The organism is Micromonospora sp. NPDC005171 (assembly GCF_040608575.1).
Lineage (GTDB): Bacteria > Actinomycetota > Actinomycetes > Mycobacteriales > Micromonosporaceae > Micromonospora.
In genome coordinates, this window is sequence record NZ_JBEXIM010000016.1 from 37,842 (window position 1) to 52,706 (window position 14,865).

The window sequence follows — 14,865 nt, forward strand, 5'->3', positions numbered from 1 at the left end:
ATGCGTGATCGTTGGCGCCGGTGGGCGTGGGTCGGGGTGCTCGTCATCGGGCTGATCCTTTATCTGGCGGTGCTGCGCACCCTGGTCAGCACCAAGAATCCGAATTTCGTACCGGCGTTGATCCTGCTCGGGGCGACGCTGGTGCCGCTGACGTTCCTGACGTTCGCGCAGGCCCGCACGGGGCGGTGGCAGGTGCCGGCGTCGGTGCTGGTGACGTCCGCGTTCTTCGGTGGTGTGATCGGCACGGTGGTCGCCGGCACGCTGGAGTACGACACTCTGCGCGGGCTCGGCACCCTGCCGATGCTGTTCGTCGCGCTGATCGAGGAGTCGGCGAAGCTGATCGTCCCGGTGGTCCTGCTGTTCACTGTGGTGGCCCAGCATCGACGTCGGGTGCCCTCCGACGGGCTGATCATCGGCATCGCCGCCGGCATGGGGTTCGCCGCGCTGGAGACGATGGGCTACGCCTTCAGCGCGCTGCTCAGTTCGCAGGGCAACATCGGCGCGGTGGAGCAGACGCTCTTCATCCGGGGTCTGACGGCGCCCGCCGGTCACACCGCCTGGACCGGGCTCACCGCCGGCGCGCTGTGGGCGTTGCTGGCCAGTCCGAGTGTCGCTCGGCTCTTCGGGTTCATCGGCACGTTCGTGGGTGTCGTCGTCCTGCACACCCTCTGGGACACGTTCTCCGGCTCGCTGGTCTTCGTCGTGTTGGCGATCATCAGCATCGGCTGGTTGTTCTGGGAGCTGCGCCGGTACCGGACCTTCGATGAGCACCCCGTCGGTCAGCTCCAACCCCACTGATCATCGCCGTACCCCGTGCCTCTCCCGGCCCGCACGAACAGGCCGGGGAAGGGCATGACTGTTGGTGATCCCGCTGCGACCGGACCGGCACCTCATCTAACGTCAGAGTGTTCATATTTGCCGGGGTTGGTCGGGAAGGTGCGGCAATGGGGGTGCGCAGCTGGTTCGAGGGCTGGCCGGTCTACCGCCAGCTCACCGGCACCGACCCGCTGGGCCGGGGCGCGGCGGCGAAGTCTGACGAGTCCCGCGCGCTGACCGCCCGCACCGACACCGCCGATTCGATGGCCCGGTCCGTCTGCCCGTACTGCGCCGTGGGTTGCGGTCAGCGGGTGTTCGTGAAGGACGGGCAGGTCAGTCAGATCGAGGGCGATCCGGACAGCCCGATCTCGCGGGGTCGGCTCTGCCCGAAGGGTTCGGCGAGTAAGAGCCTGGTGACCAGTCCGCTGCGGCAGACCACTGTCCGCTACCGCCGGCCGTACGGCACCGAGTGGGAGGATCTCGACCTCGACACGGCGATGAACATGATCGCCGATCGGGTCCTGGCCGCCCGGGACGAGACCTGGGAGGACGTCGACGCCGAGGGTCGACCGCTCAACCGGACGCTGGGCATCTCCAGCCTGGGTGGGGCGACGCTGGACAACGAGGAGAACTACCTCATCAAGAAGTTGTTCACCGCGATGGGGGCGTTGCAGATCGAGAACCAGGCGCGTATTTGACACTCCTCCACCGTCCCCGGTCTGGGGACCAGCTTCGGTCGTGGCGGCGCCACCCAGTACCAGCAGGACCTGTCGAACTCCGACGTCATCGTCATCCAGGGTTCGAACATGGCCGAGGCACACCCGGTGGGCTTCCAGTGGGTGATGGAGGCCAAGCGTCGGGGCGCGAAGATCTTCCACGTCGATCCGCGCTTCACCCGCACCAGCGCGCTGGCTGACTCGTACCTGCCGATCCGGGCGGGCACGGACATCGCGCTGCTCGGCGGTGTGGTGCGCTACATCCTCGACAACGAGCTGGACTTCCGGGAGTACGTCGTCGCCTACACCAACGCCGCGACGATCGTGACCGAGGAGTACGCCGACACCGAGGACATGCACGGCCTCTTCTCCGGATTCAACGACGACAACGCCACCTACGACCAGGCCAGTTGGCGGTACGAGGGCCACTCGCAGAACCAGACGACCCGCGACAGCGAGACGCAGCGGGAGACCGCGGCCGGGCTGGAGAACGAGTCGCACGGCGCGCCGGTCGGCGGCCAGACCGAACGTGACGAGACGCTGCAGCATCCACGCTGCGTCTACCAGATCCTCAAGCGGCACTTCTCCCGCTACACCCCGGAGATGGTGGAGCGCGTCTGCGGCATCCCGCAGGAGAAGTTCCTCGAACTGGTTCAGGCCTGGACGGAGAACTCCGGCCGGGAGCGGACCGGCATGCTCGTCTACTCGGTGGGCTGGACGCAGCACAGCGTCGGCGTGCAGTACATCCGCACCGGCGCGATCATCCAGCTCCTGCTGGGTAACGTGGGTCGGCCGGGTGGTGGGGTGATGGCCCTGCGCGGGCATGCCAGCATCCAGGGGTCCACCGACATCCCGACGCTGTTCAATCTGCTTCCGGGCTACCTGCCGATGCCCCACCACGCGGATCACCCGACCCTGGACGAGTGGGTGGACAGCATTGCGCACCCCGGGCAGAAGGGCTTCTGGGGCAACGCCCGCACCTACGGCGTCAACCTGCTCAAGGCGTACTGGGGTGACGCCGCCACCGCCGACAACGACTACTGCTACGGGTACATGCCGCGGATGACCGGTGACCACGGCACGTACCAGCAGGTGCTGAACATGATCGACGGGAAGATCAAGGGGTACTTCCTGCTCGGGCAGAACCCGGCGGTCGGCTCCGCGCACGGCCGCGCGCAGCGGCTCGGCATGGCAAACCTCGACTGGCTGGTCGTCCGGGACCTTTTCGAGATCGAGAGCGCCACGTTCTGGAAGAACGCGCCGGAGATCGAGACCGGCGAGATCGTGCCGGACAAGTGCCGCACCGAGGTGTTCTTCCTGCCCGCCGCCTCCCATGTGGAGAAGGAGGGCACCTTCACCCAGACCCAACGGCTGTTGCAGTGGCGGGAAAAGGCCGTCGAGCCACCAGGCGACGCCCGCTCCGAACTCTGGTTCTTCTACCACCTCGGCCGCATTATCCGGGAACGGCTGGCGACGTCGACGAAGCCGCGCGACCGTGCGCTGCTCGACCTCGCCTGGGACTACCCCAGGCACGGCCCGACCGCCGAGCCGAGCGCCGAGGCGGTGCTGCGCGAGATCAACGGGTACGACGTGGCCACCGGCCGGCCGTTGGCCTCGTTCACCGAGATGAAGGACGACGGCTCCACCGTCGGAGGTTGCTGGATCTACACCGGGGTGTACGCCGAGGGCGTCAACCAGGCGGCCCGCCGCAAACCCGGCTCGGAGCAGTCCCTGGTGGCGCCCGAGTGGGGTTGGGCGTGGCCGGCGAACCGGCGCATCCTCTACAACCGCGCCTCCGCCGACCCGGACGGCAACCCGTGGAGTGAGCGCAAACGCTACGTCTGGTGGGACGCGGACAAGAGTGAGTGGACCGGCTACGACGTGCCGGACTTCGAGAAGACAAAACCGCCGTCCTACCGACCGGAGCGCGACGCCTCGGGCGTGGCGGGAATTGCCGGCGACGATCCGTTCATCCTTCAGGGCGACGGCAAGGGCTGGCTGTACGCGCCCACCGGCGTGCTCGACGGACCGATGCCCACCCACTACGAGCCGGTCGAGTCGCCGGTGCGCAACCCGCTCTACCGGCAGCAGGCCAACCCGACCCGCAAGGTGTACACGCACCCGATCAACACGCTGAATCCGAGCCCGCCGCAGGAGCACAGCCAGGTCTTCCCGTACGTGTTCACGGTCAGCCGACTCACCGAGCACCACACCGCCGGTGGGATGAGCCGGACCGTGTCGCCCCTGGCCGAGTTGCAGCCCGAGATGTTCGTCGAGGTGTCGCCGGAGCTCGCAGCCCTGCGAGGGTTGAGTCACCTGGGTTGGGCGCACCTGGTCACCAGCCGCGCGGCAGTCGAGGCGAAGGTGCTGGTGACCGACCGCGTGACGCCGCTGCGCGTGGATGGCCGGGTCATCCACCAGGTCTGGCTGCCGTACCACTTCGGCTACGAGGGCCTGGTGACCGGTGATTCGGCCAACGACCTGTTCGGCATCACCCTCGACCCCAACGTCCTGATTCAGGAGAGCAAGGTCGGCACGTGCGACGTCCGGCCCGGACGACGCCCCAGAGGACAGGATCTGTTGGACCTCGTCGTCGACTACCGGCGGCGGTCGGGGAACCTCGTCCACCGCTACCCACCGATGGTCACGACCGACGTCGCCGACAGCAGCAGCGACCAGGAGGCCTGACCGATGCCCCACACCAACGCCCTGTACGGGCCGCTGGACCCCGCACCGGACGCCGGCTACGAGAACCCGCCGCCGAGGATGGGGTTCTTCACCGACACCAGCGTCTGCATCGGCTGTAAAGCCTGCGAGGTGGCCTGCAAGGAGTGGAACGGCGTCCCCGAGAGCGGGCTCGACCTGCTCGGCATGTCGTACGACAACACCGGCGCGTTGACCGCCAACTCGTGGCGGCACGTCGCGTTCGTGGAGCAGCCCCGCTCGGCCGGCTGGGCGACTCCGGCGTTCGAGGAGCAACCCGACGGGCCATCGGTCAGCCCGCTCACCGCGGCCGTCGGCGCGCGTACCGGCACCGATACCGGAACGGACCCGGGTCTTCCGCCCGGCTCGCCTGGCGCGGCGGCCCGCATGTCGGGCGGCCCGGAGTTTCTGGGGATGCCGGGTGCGCAGCCGCCGGGGAGGGGTTCGGGCGCGGAGGGGCGGACGGATTTCCGCTGGTTGATGATGTCGGATGTGTGCAAGCACTGCACCCACGCGGCCTGCCTGGATGTCTGCCCGACGGGTTCGCTGTTCCGGACGGAGTTCGGCACCGTGGTGGTGCAGGAGGACATCTGCAACGGCTGCGGTTACTGCATCTCCGCCTGCCCGTACGGCGTCATCGACCAGCGCAAGGATGACGGTCGGGCGTGGAAGTGCACGCTGTGCTACGACCGGCTCGGGGTGGGGATGACCCCCGCCTGTGCGCAGGCGTGTCCGACGGAGTCGATCCAGTATGGGGAGCTGGACGAGTTGCGGGAGCGGGCCACCGCGCGGGTGGCGAAGCTGCACGAGCGGGGAGTGCCGGAGGCGCGGTTGTACGGGCACGACCCGAACGACGGCGTCGGTGGTGACGGTGCGTTCTTTCTGCTGCTGGACGAGCCGGAGGTGTACGGGCTGCCACCGGACCCGATCGTGACCACCCGCGACCTGCCGGCCATGTGGAAGCGTGCCGGCCTGGCGGCGATGACAATGGCGGTCGCCACGGCGGTCGCGTTCCTGGGCAGGCGGCGATGACCGACGAGACGCCGTCGAACGAGCCGGTCGGCGCCCGGCTCCGCGATTTCCAGGCCAGCCTCGATCAGCCCGACGGGAAGCGCCACCGGCGGCCCCGCGGACGAGGCGGCGACGGCGGTGAGCAGCTCACGGTGCCGCCTGCCGACTTCGCCTCCTATTACGGCCGGCCGGTGCTGAAGGCGCCGGTGTGGAAGTACGACATCGCCGGTTACCTGTTCACCGGAGGCCTCGCCGCCGGGAGCGCGCTGATCGGCGCGGGCGCCCAACTGACCGGACGACCGGGGTTGCGCACTGTGGGCCGTTGGACGGCCCTCGGCGGCGTCGCCGCGAGCACGTACCTGCTGGTCCACGACCTCGGCCGGCCGGCCCGCTTCCATCACATGCTCCGGGTGGCCAAGGTGACCTCGCCGATGTCGGTCGGCACCTGGATCCTCACCGCGTTCGGGCCGATGGCCGGCGTGGCCGCGGTCGCCGAGCTCGCGCCGCTGCTCCCGCAGCACGGTGTGTTCGGTCTCGCCCGTCGGATCGGACCGCCCATCGGCAACGTCGCCGGCCTGGCCGCGGCGGCCACCGCGCCGGCGCTGGCGACGTACACCGGGGTGCTGCTCGCGGACACGGCAGTGCCGTCCTGGCACGACGCCTACCCGTCGCTGCCGTTCGTCTTCGCCGGCAGCGCGCTCGCCGCCGCGTCCGGGGTCGGCCTGATCGCGGCGCCGGCCACGGAGACCGCCCCACTGCGACGACTCGCGCTGGCCGCCGCGGCCGTCGAGTTGGGCGGGGGGCACCGGCTGGAGCGGCAGGGCCTCACCGGCGAGCCCTACACGCATGGGCGTAGCGGCCGGCTGGTCAAGGCGGGACGCGCCCTGCTCGTCGTGGGCACCGCCGCCGCGCTGGTGAGTCGACGCAGCCGGGTCCTGTCGGCGATCTCCGGTGCGGCCCTGGTGGCATCGTCGCTCGCCACCCGGTTCGGCGTCTTCGAGGCGGGAAGGGTGTCGGCACGCGATCCGAAGTACACGGTCGTGCCACAACGGGAACGGCTCGCCGAAGACCGGTCGACCACCTAGCTCTGAGCGGATCGGCGCAGCGGAAGGCGCCCCTTTCGAGGGGCGCCTTCCGCTGCGATGCATGCGGTCTGGCCACTACGGGCCTCCGCTGGCGGGACGCGTCAGCCGGTGAACAGCTTCGCGGCGGTGATGGCGGTCTGCACGATGCCGTACCCGAGGAGCACCGCGACCAGCAGCCACGACAACCAGAGCCGCCCGGTCTGGCTACCGACGCGCGGCGGCGCGGGCGGCTGGCTGTCCCGCCCGAGAGCGACCGGCTCGGTGATCGTTGCCTTCGCCACGGGCGAGGTCGGCCCTCGGTTCGGTTCGTGGAACCGCTCGGGCACCGAACGGACCAGCAGGTTCGCTATGAAACCGATGGCGAGGATGCCGACCATTGTGAACAGTGCGGGCCGGTACGCCGCCGCGGTCAGGGTTCCGGGCTTGCCCTGGGTGTCGAGGATCCTGTTGACGATCAGCGGGCCGGCGATGCCGGCGGCCGACCAGGCGGTCAGGATCCGGCCGTGGATGGCCCCGACCTGGAAGGTGCCGAACAGGTCCCGCAGGTAGGCGGGCATGGTGGCGAAGCCACCGCCGTAGAAGGAGATGATCGCGGCGGCGATCAGCACGAAGACCGCGGTCGCGGAGTGGCCGGCCACGGCGAGCAGCACGTAGAGCACCATGCCGACGCCGAGGTAGACCATGTAGATGGGCTTGCGGCCGATGAGGTCGGACGTCGTCGACCAGACGAACCGCCCGGCCATGTTGAACAGCGACAGCACTCCCACGAAGCCGGCCGCCGCCGACACCGAGACAGTGGTGGCCGTCCCGTTGTCCCGGAAGAAGTCCTGGATCATCGGGCTGGCCTGCTCCAGGATGCCGATGCCCGCTGTGACGTTGCAGAACAACACGATCCACAGCAACCAGAACGACCGGGTACGCACCGCGTTCGACGCGGACACGCTCGCCGTTGTCACGAGAGGTTTGGCGGCGACGGTCGCGGGGTCGAACCCGGCGGGCCGCCAGTCCGGCGCCGGAACCCGGACGTTGAACGGGCCGAACATCATGATCACGAAATAGCCGAGGCCGAACGTGACGAAGAGCGCCACGAGGGCGTGTCCCGACGCGACGGCGGCCGGGTTGTTGGGGTTGTAGCCGGAGTCGTAGAGGGAGAGCAGTTGGCGCGCGAGCGGACCGGCGATCAGGGCGCCGCCGCCGAAACCCATGATGGCCAGGCCGGTGGCGAGGCCGGGGCGGTCCGGGAACCACTTGATCAGCGTGGAGACGGGCGAGATGTAGCCGATGCCGAGCCCGATGCCACCGATGACGCCGTATCCGAGGTAGAGGAGCCAGAGTTGTTGGGTCGCGATGCCGAGCGCGCCGACCAGGAACCCGACGGCCCAGAAGCAGGCGGAGACGAACATCGCCCGGCGCGGTCCGTTCCGCTCCACCCAGCGGCCACCCACCGCAGCGGACGAACCCAGCATGACGATGGCGATACTGAAGATCGCCCCGATCGCCGTCTGGCTGGTGTCGAAGTGCGCGATGAGGGAGTTTTTGTAGACACTCGTCGCGTAGACCTGGCCGATGCACACGTGCACCGCCAGTGCCGCGGTCGGGATCAGCCAGCGGCTGTATCCCGGGGGAGCGACCGTGTGCCGGGGGTCGAAGACCGACAGCATGGGCATCGTCCACACCTCCTGCGGCTGAGTAGGCCGCGACGTTGCCGAGCTGTCCGACCCGGCAGTTGGCCGAGGGGCGCCGCCGCGGTGGCGGCCTCGGCGCACGTCTGGCGTCAGCCGATCATCGGCTCTACCTCACGTTACGTGTCAGCCGGTTCACGTCATGTGGTTACCAGGAAACGCGGGCACGGGGACGTCGCCGCGTCGGCGGCGGAGGGCCGATGGCCAGCTCCCAGGGGCGGCTGCCCCCGCCGTACGGGCACAGAACGGGGGCGGGCCCAGCGGCCCGCCCCCGTTGTGCTGACGTGTCAGCTCAGTGAATCGCGACCTTTGCCGCCGCCTCCTCCTGGGCGCGTCGTTCGTCCCCGCTGAGGGTGTGCAGCGGCTTCTCCTTGATGAACAGCACGACGATCAGCGCGAGCAGCGCGATCGGCGCGCCGACCAGGAAGAGATCCGCTGTGGCGATGCCGTACACGTCCTGCACGATGCGTAGCACCGGCTCGGGCAGGGTGGACAGGTCGGGCACCTCGGCGGAGCTACCGCCGGCGGTCGCCGCCGGGCCGAGCCGGTCGGTCGTCAACGAGGTCACCCGACTTGCCAGGACCGCGCCGAGGGCGCTGACTCCGATCGCGCCGCCCATGCTGCGGAAGAACGTCAGCACGGAGGTGGTGGCACCAAGCTCGTTTGCCGGCACGTCGTTCTGCGCGGCGAGCACGAGGTTCTGCATGAGCATGCCGACGCCGACGCCGAGCACGGCCATGTAGATCGACAGCACGACGACGCTGGTGTCGGCGTCGATGGTGCCCAGCAGCAGCATCCCGACGGTCATCACCGCGGCGCCGGCCACCAGGTACGCCTTCCAACGGCCGTACTTCGTGATGAGCTGGCCGGCCACCGTCGACGAGACCAGCAGACCGAAGATCATCGGAAGGCTCATCAGGCCCGCGACGGTGGGGGACTTGCCCAGCGAGATCTGGAAGTACTGGGACAGGAAGACGGTGCCGCCGAACATCGCGACACCGACGAGCACGCTGGCGACCGTGGCCAGGGAGACCGTGCGGTTGCGGAAGATGCCCAGCGGGACGATCGGCTCCGCCGCCCGGGACTCGACGACCACGGCCAGCGCCAGCAGAACCAGACCGCCGATGACCATCAGGGCCGTCCAGCCGGAGGCCCAGTCGAACTTGTTGCCGGCCAGGGACGACCAGATCAGCAGCGTGGAGACGCCCGAGGTGATGAGCAGGGCGCCCAGCCAGTCGATCTTCGCCTTGCGGCGGACGACCGGCAGGTGCAGGGTGCGCTGGAGCAGGGCGATGGAGATGACGCTGAACGGGACGCCGATCAGGAAGCACCAGCGCCAGCCCAGCCACGACGTGTCGACGAGCAGGCCGCCGATCAGCGGACCGGCGATGGTGCCCACACCGAAGACCGCCCCGAAGATGCCGGCGTAGCGGCCCAGCTCACGCGGCGGGATCATCGCCGCCATCACGATCGTGGCCAGCGCCGTCATGCCGCCGGCGCCGATGCCCTGGACGACCCGGCTGAGCAGCAGAACCTCGACGTTGGGTGTAAAGCCCGCGATGAGTGAACCCACAACGAACAGTCCCAGCGACAACTGGATCAGCAGCTTCTTGCTGTACAGGTCGGCCATCTTGCCCCACAGCGGCACCGTCGCCGTCATGGCGAGCAGTTCGCTGGTGACGATCCAGGTGTAGACGGTCTGGCTGCCGTTCAGATCCGCGATGATCCGCGGCAGCGCGTTCGCCACCACCGTGGAGGCGAGGATGGACACGAACATGCCGACCATCAGGCCGGAAAGGGCCTGGAGAACCTCCCGACGCGACATGCGCGTGCCGACGTCGGCGGTGTCGGCGGGCGGGACGGTGGTGGTCATTGACGCTCCCTTGTCGGGTTTCTGGCGGAGTGGCTGGCCCCGGAGCTGGTGCGGCGGGGCAGAGGCTGGCGGGTCAGGAAAGGGACGGCGGATCCGGCAGGCCGGCGGCGATCGCGGCGAACGCCTCGTCGACGAGGTCGTGCAGGGGCCGGGCGTCGTCGCCGGCCGCCCAGCGCAGCATCGCGGTGCGGAACGCGGCGCCGGCGACAGCGATGACCAGCGGCGGGTGGCCGTGGTCGAGGCCGACGCCGAGGCGGGTGGCGACGACCGCGATCATGGCCTGCTCGGTCGCGCTGTTACCGGCCACCAGTCGGGGCAGCAGCGCGGGGTTCTGGGCGATGACAGCCAGTCGCAGCCGCCACAACTCCCGGTCGGCCTGGATCGCGTCGATCGACTCGTCGAGGGCGACCCGCACGGCCTGTAACGCTGACACCTGTGCCGGGACGGCTGCCAGGCGTGCCACGACCGGGTTGCCGTCGAGCGCCGGATCGTCGGTGAGCGCCTCGTCCTTGCAAGTGAAGTAGTTGAAGAAGGTTCGCGAGGAGACGTCCGCGGCCTCGCTGATCTCCTCCACCGTCACGTGCTCCAGGCCGCGTTCGGCGACCAGCCGCAGCGCGGCGGCGGTCAGCGCCGCCCGCGTCTGCGCCTTCTTGCGGTCGCGACGCCCGGGCGCAGCGTGGTCGGTGGTGGTCACGCGGGTGAGATTAGGAGCGAACTTGCACAGCCTGCAAGTTTTTAGAGTGTGAAGTGATTTTCCTGACCCGAGTCGTCAGGCGGAAACCGGCGAATCCGGTCGTTCGGTGCGGGGCACGGCGCCCGTGGTCTCCAGGATGAGCGCGGCCACCAGGTCCGGGTCGTCGCTCATCGGCACGTGCCCGCAACGGGGCAGCGTCACCACACGTGCCGCCGGTAGGCCCGTGCGGGCGCGCTCGGCCTGATGGACGCCGAAGATCCGGTCGCAGTCCCCCCAGCCGATGGTCACCGGCACCGTCGCGTCGGACAGCCGAAGGCAGTCGAAGCGATAGTCGCGAGCAGCCCGGGCCACGGCGTTGAAGCCGAGACCGCGTCGCAGGGCGAGCGCGTCGCCCAGCGCGCGCTCGACATCGAGCAGCGTGGGGCGGGCCATCAGCGGTGCGAAGCACAACGCCCGTAGGTACGCCGAGCGCAGCGCGACCCGCATGATCGGGGTGGGCAGGTACGAGTTGGCCCGCAGCAACCGGAGGATGGCCAGTGCCCGCCGGCGCTCCGCCGGGGTGAAGAAGCCGGCGGGGGAGAGGGCGGTGGCCGAGGCGACAGCCCCGGTGGCGGCGAGCTCCAGGGCGATCGCCCCGCCGAGGCTGTAGCCGGCGACGTGCGGACGCTCCAGGCCCCACTCGGTCAGGGCGGGCAGGACCCCGGCCACGGTGGCGGCCATGTCGGCGGGCATGCCGGTGCCGGGCACCGGAGAGTTCCCGAACCCGGGCAGGTCGAGTGCGATCACCTCGTGGTGGGCGGCGAGCCGGTCGAACACCGGCTCCCACGCCTGATGGCGGTGACCGATCCCGTGGATGAGCACGAGGGGCTCTCCGCTGCCCGCACGTCGGAAATGAATGCTCATGACTGCCCTCCCACCGACGTCCTGCCGAAGGAACGCCCCAGCTGGCGTACCTCGTCCTCCATCTGGCCGACCATGGTCCGGCCCCCGAACCGGGTGATCAACGCGTCCGAGAGGCCGCTGAGCACCACCGGCCGCAGCGCCTGCACCATGGCGAGCGACCGCGGCACGTACACCTTGCGCTTGCGGCGCTCGATGCCGCGCAGCAGAGCCTCGACGCACTGCTCGACGGGTACGACTGTGGACAGCGGCCACGGCAACCGGCGCAGCGTGGTGCGGAACGACGGCAGGTCGGCACGGATGTCGCGGACCAGGTCGGTGTCGATCCAGATCGGATGGGCCGTGCCGACGGTGACGCCGCGCGGGCGGGTCTCCAGGCGCAGCACGTTGGCGAACTGCTCCACACCCGCCTTGGACGCGCAGTAGGCGGCCATGCCGGGCATCGCCGTGAAAGCGGCAGCTGACGAGACGATCAGGACGTGGCCACGGGCGGCGGTGACGTGAGGCAGCGCCGCGCTGACAGTGCGGATCGCGCCGCAGAGGTTCACCTCGACGGTACGGACCAGCGCGTCGACGGGCCCGACGGCGACGGTGCCGAGGTTCGCGATGCCAGCGTTGGCCACGACGACGTCGATGCCACCGAAGCGATCCACAGTGGAGGTCACCGCGGCGTCCAACGCGGCCTGGTCGGTGACGTCACACTCGTACCAGTGCGCGTCGAGGTCGGCGCTGAGCTGCTTGAGCAGCTCGCCTTCCAGACCGACGAGGGCGACCCGGGCCCCGCGGGCGACGGCCTCGCGGGCCAGTTGGGCACCGATGCCGCGCGCCGCGCCGGTGATGAGCAGGACTTTGCCCGCCAGGTCATACCGCATCGGCGTGCTCCCGTTCCGGTTCGTTGGGGGTGCCGCCGGTCGAGGCGATCTGGTAGTCGGCCGGGCGGAACCGCCGCAGCCGCATGCGGAAGCTGGTGGCGAAGCCCGGCCAGATGGTGGTGTTCCGGCCGGTGGCGTCGAGGTACCAGCTCGAACACCCGGTCTGCCAGACCGTGCCTGCCATCTTCTGGTCGATCCGCTCGGTCCAGCGTCGTTGCGCCTGCGCGATGGGCTCGATGGCCTGGATGCCCCTGGTCCGCATGTGACGCAGGGTCGCGAGCACCAGCTGCAGCTGCGCCTCGATCATCAGCACCACGGAGGTGTGCCCGAGCCCGGTGTTCGGGCCGAGCAGGAAGAACAGGTTGGGGAAGCCGGCGATGGTCGTGCCCCGGTACGCGTGCATGCTGGGGGTCCACGCGTCGCCCAGGCTGCGCCCGTCCCGACCGTGGATGCGCCGTACGACGGGGGAGTCGGTGACGTGGAATCCGGTCCCGAGGATGATCGTGTCCGCCGGGTGGTGGACGCCGTCGGTGGTGACCAGGCCATCCGGCACGATCCGAGCGATGCCCTCGGTGACCACGTCCACGTTCGGTCGGGTGAGCGACGGCCAGTAGTCGTTGGAGATCAGCACCCGCTTGCAACCCATCGCGTAGCGGGGGGTGAGTTTGTCCCGCAGGTGCGGGTCGGTGACCTGCCGGCGCAGCGTCCGCAGGGACAGGTGCGAGGCGAGGCGGTTGACCGCCGGGTGCAGGAAACCCAGGCCCATGCTCTCGCGTACCAGATAGAGCCCTGCCCGGGCGGCCCGCTGCGCCCCCGGCACGGTGCGGAACGCGGCCTGTTCGACCCCGCTGATCCGGCGCGACATCCTCGGCATGATCCAGGCGGGGGTGCGCTGGAAGAGCGTCAGCTTCTCGACCGTCGGCTGGATCTGTGGCACGAACTGGACGGCCGAGGCGCCGGTGCCGATCACCCCGACGCGCCGGCCGGCGAGGTCGTGGTCGTGCCGCCACCGCGCGGAGTGGAACACGGTGCCGGCGAACTCGTCGATTCCGGGCAGGTCGGGGATGGCCGGGTCGCTGAGCGGGCCGGCCGCACAGATCAGGACCCGGGCGGTGTGGTCGCCGCCGGAGGTGCGCAGCAGCCACCGTTGACGGTTGTCGTCCCACCTCGCCTCGTGGACCTCGTGGCGCAGGCGCAAGCTCGGGCGGATGCCGAAGCGGTCGACGCAGCCACGCAGGTAGTCCCAGATCTCCGGCTGACTGGAGAAGGTGTTCGACCAGCGGGGGTTGGGGGCGAAGGAGAACGAGTAGAGGTGCGACGGGACGTCGCAGGCGCAGCCGGGGTAACTGTTGTCACGCCAGGTGCCGCCGACGTCGTCACCCCGGTCGAAGACGAGAAAGTCGGTGAAGCCGGCCTGCCGTAGGCGGATGGCGGCGCCCAGGCCACCGAAGCCGGCGCCGATGATGGCAACGTCTGTCTCCATTCACTCCTCCGTGAGCTCGGGCGCGGCAGCCGGGTCCGCCTCGGGCGGCCAGGGCGCGTCGCCCACGCCGGTGATGCGGACGCCGCCCCACGGATCGACCTCGGCCAGTCGGGCGGGCCGGACACGGTCGGCGATACGCACCTCGACGTCGCGCCGGCCGGAGCGCAGCAGGTGGACCACCCGTGGCTCGGGCTCGATCCGCCCACCCCAGTGGAAGCGGCCGTCGACCGGCTCCCATCGTCCGCTGAGGTGCACCCGGACCGAGGTGCCCTCGACGCCCGCCGGGCCGTGGTAGCTCACGGCACGATCCGCTCGTGGGCGCGGGTGAGCTCGGGCGGCAGGTCCGCGCTGGCGCGTACCCCCTCGATGCCGCTCCACAGCAGCGTGGTCAGGTAGTCGGTGAGGGCGGCCCGGCTGATCGGCTGACCGTGCGTGGTCCACCAGTCGCCGACCGCCTGCACGAAGCCCACCAGTCCGTACGCCCACGGCTCCGCCGGGCCGGCGTCCAGGCCCAGCGCCCGTAGCCGGTCACCGATCACCCGGGCCAGCCCGGCGGCGACCTGCCGGCTGGTGCCGGCGACCACCTGGTGGATGCCGGGTTGACCTGACTGCCGCATCAGGAACCGATAGAGCGCGGGCTGTGACTCGATCACCCCGAGGTACGCGTCGATCGTCGCCTCGACCAGGTCGCGTTCCTCGCGGACCTGCTCGATAGCCGGCGCGATGGCGTCGACCACCCGGGCCGCCACCACCTCGCTCACCGCGACCCAGAGCTGCGACTTGTCGGCGAAGTAGCGGTACAGGACCGGTTTGCTGACGCCCGCCGTGGCGGCGACCTGTTCCATGTCGACGTCCGGGCCGTGCCGGAGCAGCGCCTGCACGGCGGCCCCGACCAACTCCTGCCGTCGTTGCTCACGATGGTCTGCCCAGCGGTCTCGGCGGCCGTTGCCCTTCGCCTTCGGGTCGCCGGCGGGGGTCGGGTCGGGCGCATTGACATCGGTGAGCGGCGATTGCATGCTACTACTCGTAA

General features: G+C 70.0%; 12 protein-coding genes. 4 read left to right on the forward strand and 8 right to left on the reverse strand.

The window, feature by feature from the left end:
* The 4 genes from ABZU74_RS20040 to nrfD all read left to right on the forward strand — a co-directional run bounded on the left by ABZU74_RS20040 (position 1) and on the right by nrfD (position 6,331).
* Positions 1-798, forward strand: a complete 798-nt coding sequence (locus ABZU74_RS20040; protein WP_355425835.1) for a PrsW family intramembrane metalloprotease — start codon at positions 1-3, stop codon at positions 796-798.
* A 146-nt stretch (positions 799-944) separates the two neighbouring features.
* Positions 945-4,220 (forward strand): formate dehydrogenase, encoded by a 3,276-nt coding sequence (gene fdh, locus ABZU74_RS20045; RefSeq protein ID WP_355425838.1) that lies wholly within the window; start codon positions 945-947, stop codon positions 4,218-4,220.
* 3 nt (positions 4,221-4,223) lie between these two features.
* A complete protein-coding gene (locus ABZU74_RS20050) occupies positions 4,224-5,267 on the forward strand; it encodes a 4Fe-4S dicluster domain-containing protein (RefSeq protein WP_355425841.1) in 1,044 nt (347 codons plus the stop codon).
* Complete coding sequence (gene nrfD, locus ABZU74_RS20055; RefSeq protein ID WP_355425843.1) at positions 5,264-6,331, forward strand: NrfD/PsrC family molybdoenzyme membrane anchor subunit; 1,068 nt, start codon at positions 5,264-5,266, stop codon at positions 6,329-6,331. Before ABZU74_RS20050 ends, nrfD begins: the two co-directional genes overlap by 4 nt.
* 101 nt (positions 6,332-6,432) lie before the next feature.
* On the opposite strand, the gene ABZU74_RS20060 is transcribed toward nrfD, so the two are convergent.
* The 8 genes from ABZU74_RS20060 to ABZU74_RS20095 all read right to left on the reverse strand — a co-directional run bounded on the left by ABZU74_RS20060 (position 6,433) and on the right by ABZU74_RS20095 (position 14,851).
* Positions 6,433-7,992 (reverse strand): OFA family MFS transporter, encoded by a 1,560-nt coding sequence (locus ABZU74_RS20060; RefSeq protein WP_355426043.1) that lies wholly within the window; start codon positions 7,990-7,992, stop codon positions 6,433-6,435.
* 313 nt (positions 7,993-8,305) lie between these two features.
* Positions 8,306-9,886, reverse strand: coding sequence for an MDR family MFS transporter (locus ABZU74_RS20065; RefSeq protein ID WP_355425846.1), 1,581 nt, complete (start codon positions 9,884-9,886; stop codon positions 8,306-8,308).
* Between the two features lie 73 nt (positions 9,887-9,959).
* Positions 9,960-10,580, reverse strand: a complete 621-nt coding sequence (locus ABZU74_RS20070; RefSeq protein WP_355425849.1) for a TetR family transcriptional regulator — start codon at positions 10,578-10,580, stop codon at positions 9,960-9,962.
* 75 nt (positions 10,581-10,655) lie between these two features.
* Positions 10,656-11,483 carry an alpha/beta fold hydrolase gene (locus ABZU74_RS20075; RefSeq protein WP_355425852.1) on the reverse strand — a complete coding sequence of 276 codons (828 nt, stop codon included), beginning with the start codon at positions 11,481-11,483 and terminating at the stop codon, positions 10,656-10,658.
* A complete protein-coding gene (locus tag ABZU74_RS20080; protein ID WP_355425855.1) occupies positions 11,480-12,352 on the reverse strand; it encodes an SDR family oxidoreductase in 873 nt (290 codons plus the stop codon). Before ABZU74_RS20080 ends, ABZU74_RS20075 begins: the two co-directional genes overlap by 4 nt.
* Positions 12,342-13,835, reverse strand: coding sequence for an NAD(P)/FAD-dependent oxidoreductase (locus ABZU74_RS20085; protein WP_355425858.1), 1,494 nt, complete (start codon positions 13,833-13,835; stop codon positions 12,342-12,344). Before ABZU74_RS20085 ends, ABZU74_RS20080 begins: the two co-directional genes overlap by 11 nt.
* The gene (locus ABZU74_RS20090) at positions 13,836-14,135 is read right to left on the reverse strand and encodes a DUF4873 domain-containing protein (RefSeq protein WP_355425861.1); all 300 of its coding nucleotides are present in this window, start codon (positions 14,133-14,135) and stop codon (positions 13,836-13,838) included. It lies immediately after the preceding gene.
* Positions 14,132-14,851 carry a TetR/AcrR family transcriptional regulator gene (locus ABZU74_RS20095; RefSeq protein ID WP_355425864.1) on the reverse strand — a complete coding sequence of 240 codons (720 nt, stop codon included), beginning with the start codon at positions 14,849-14,851 and terminating at the stop codon, positions 14,132-14,134. Before ABZU74_RS20095 ends, ABZU74_RS20090 begins: the two co-directional genes overlap by 4 nt.
* Between the last annotated feature and the right edge of the window lie 14 nt (positions 14,852-14,865).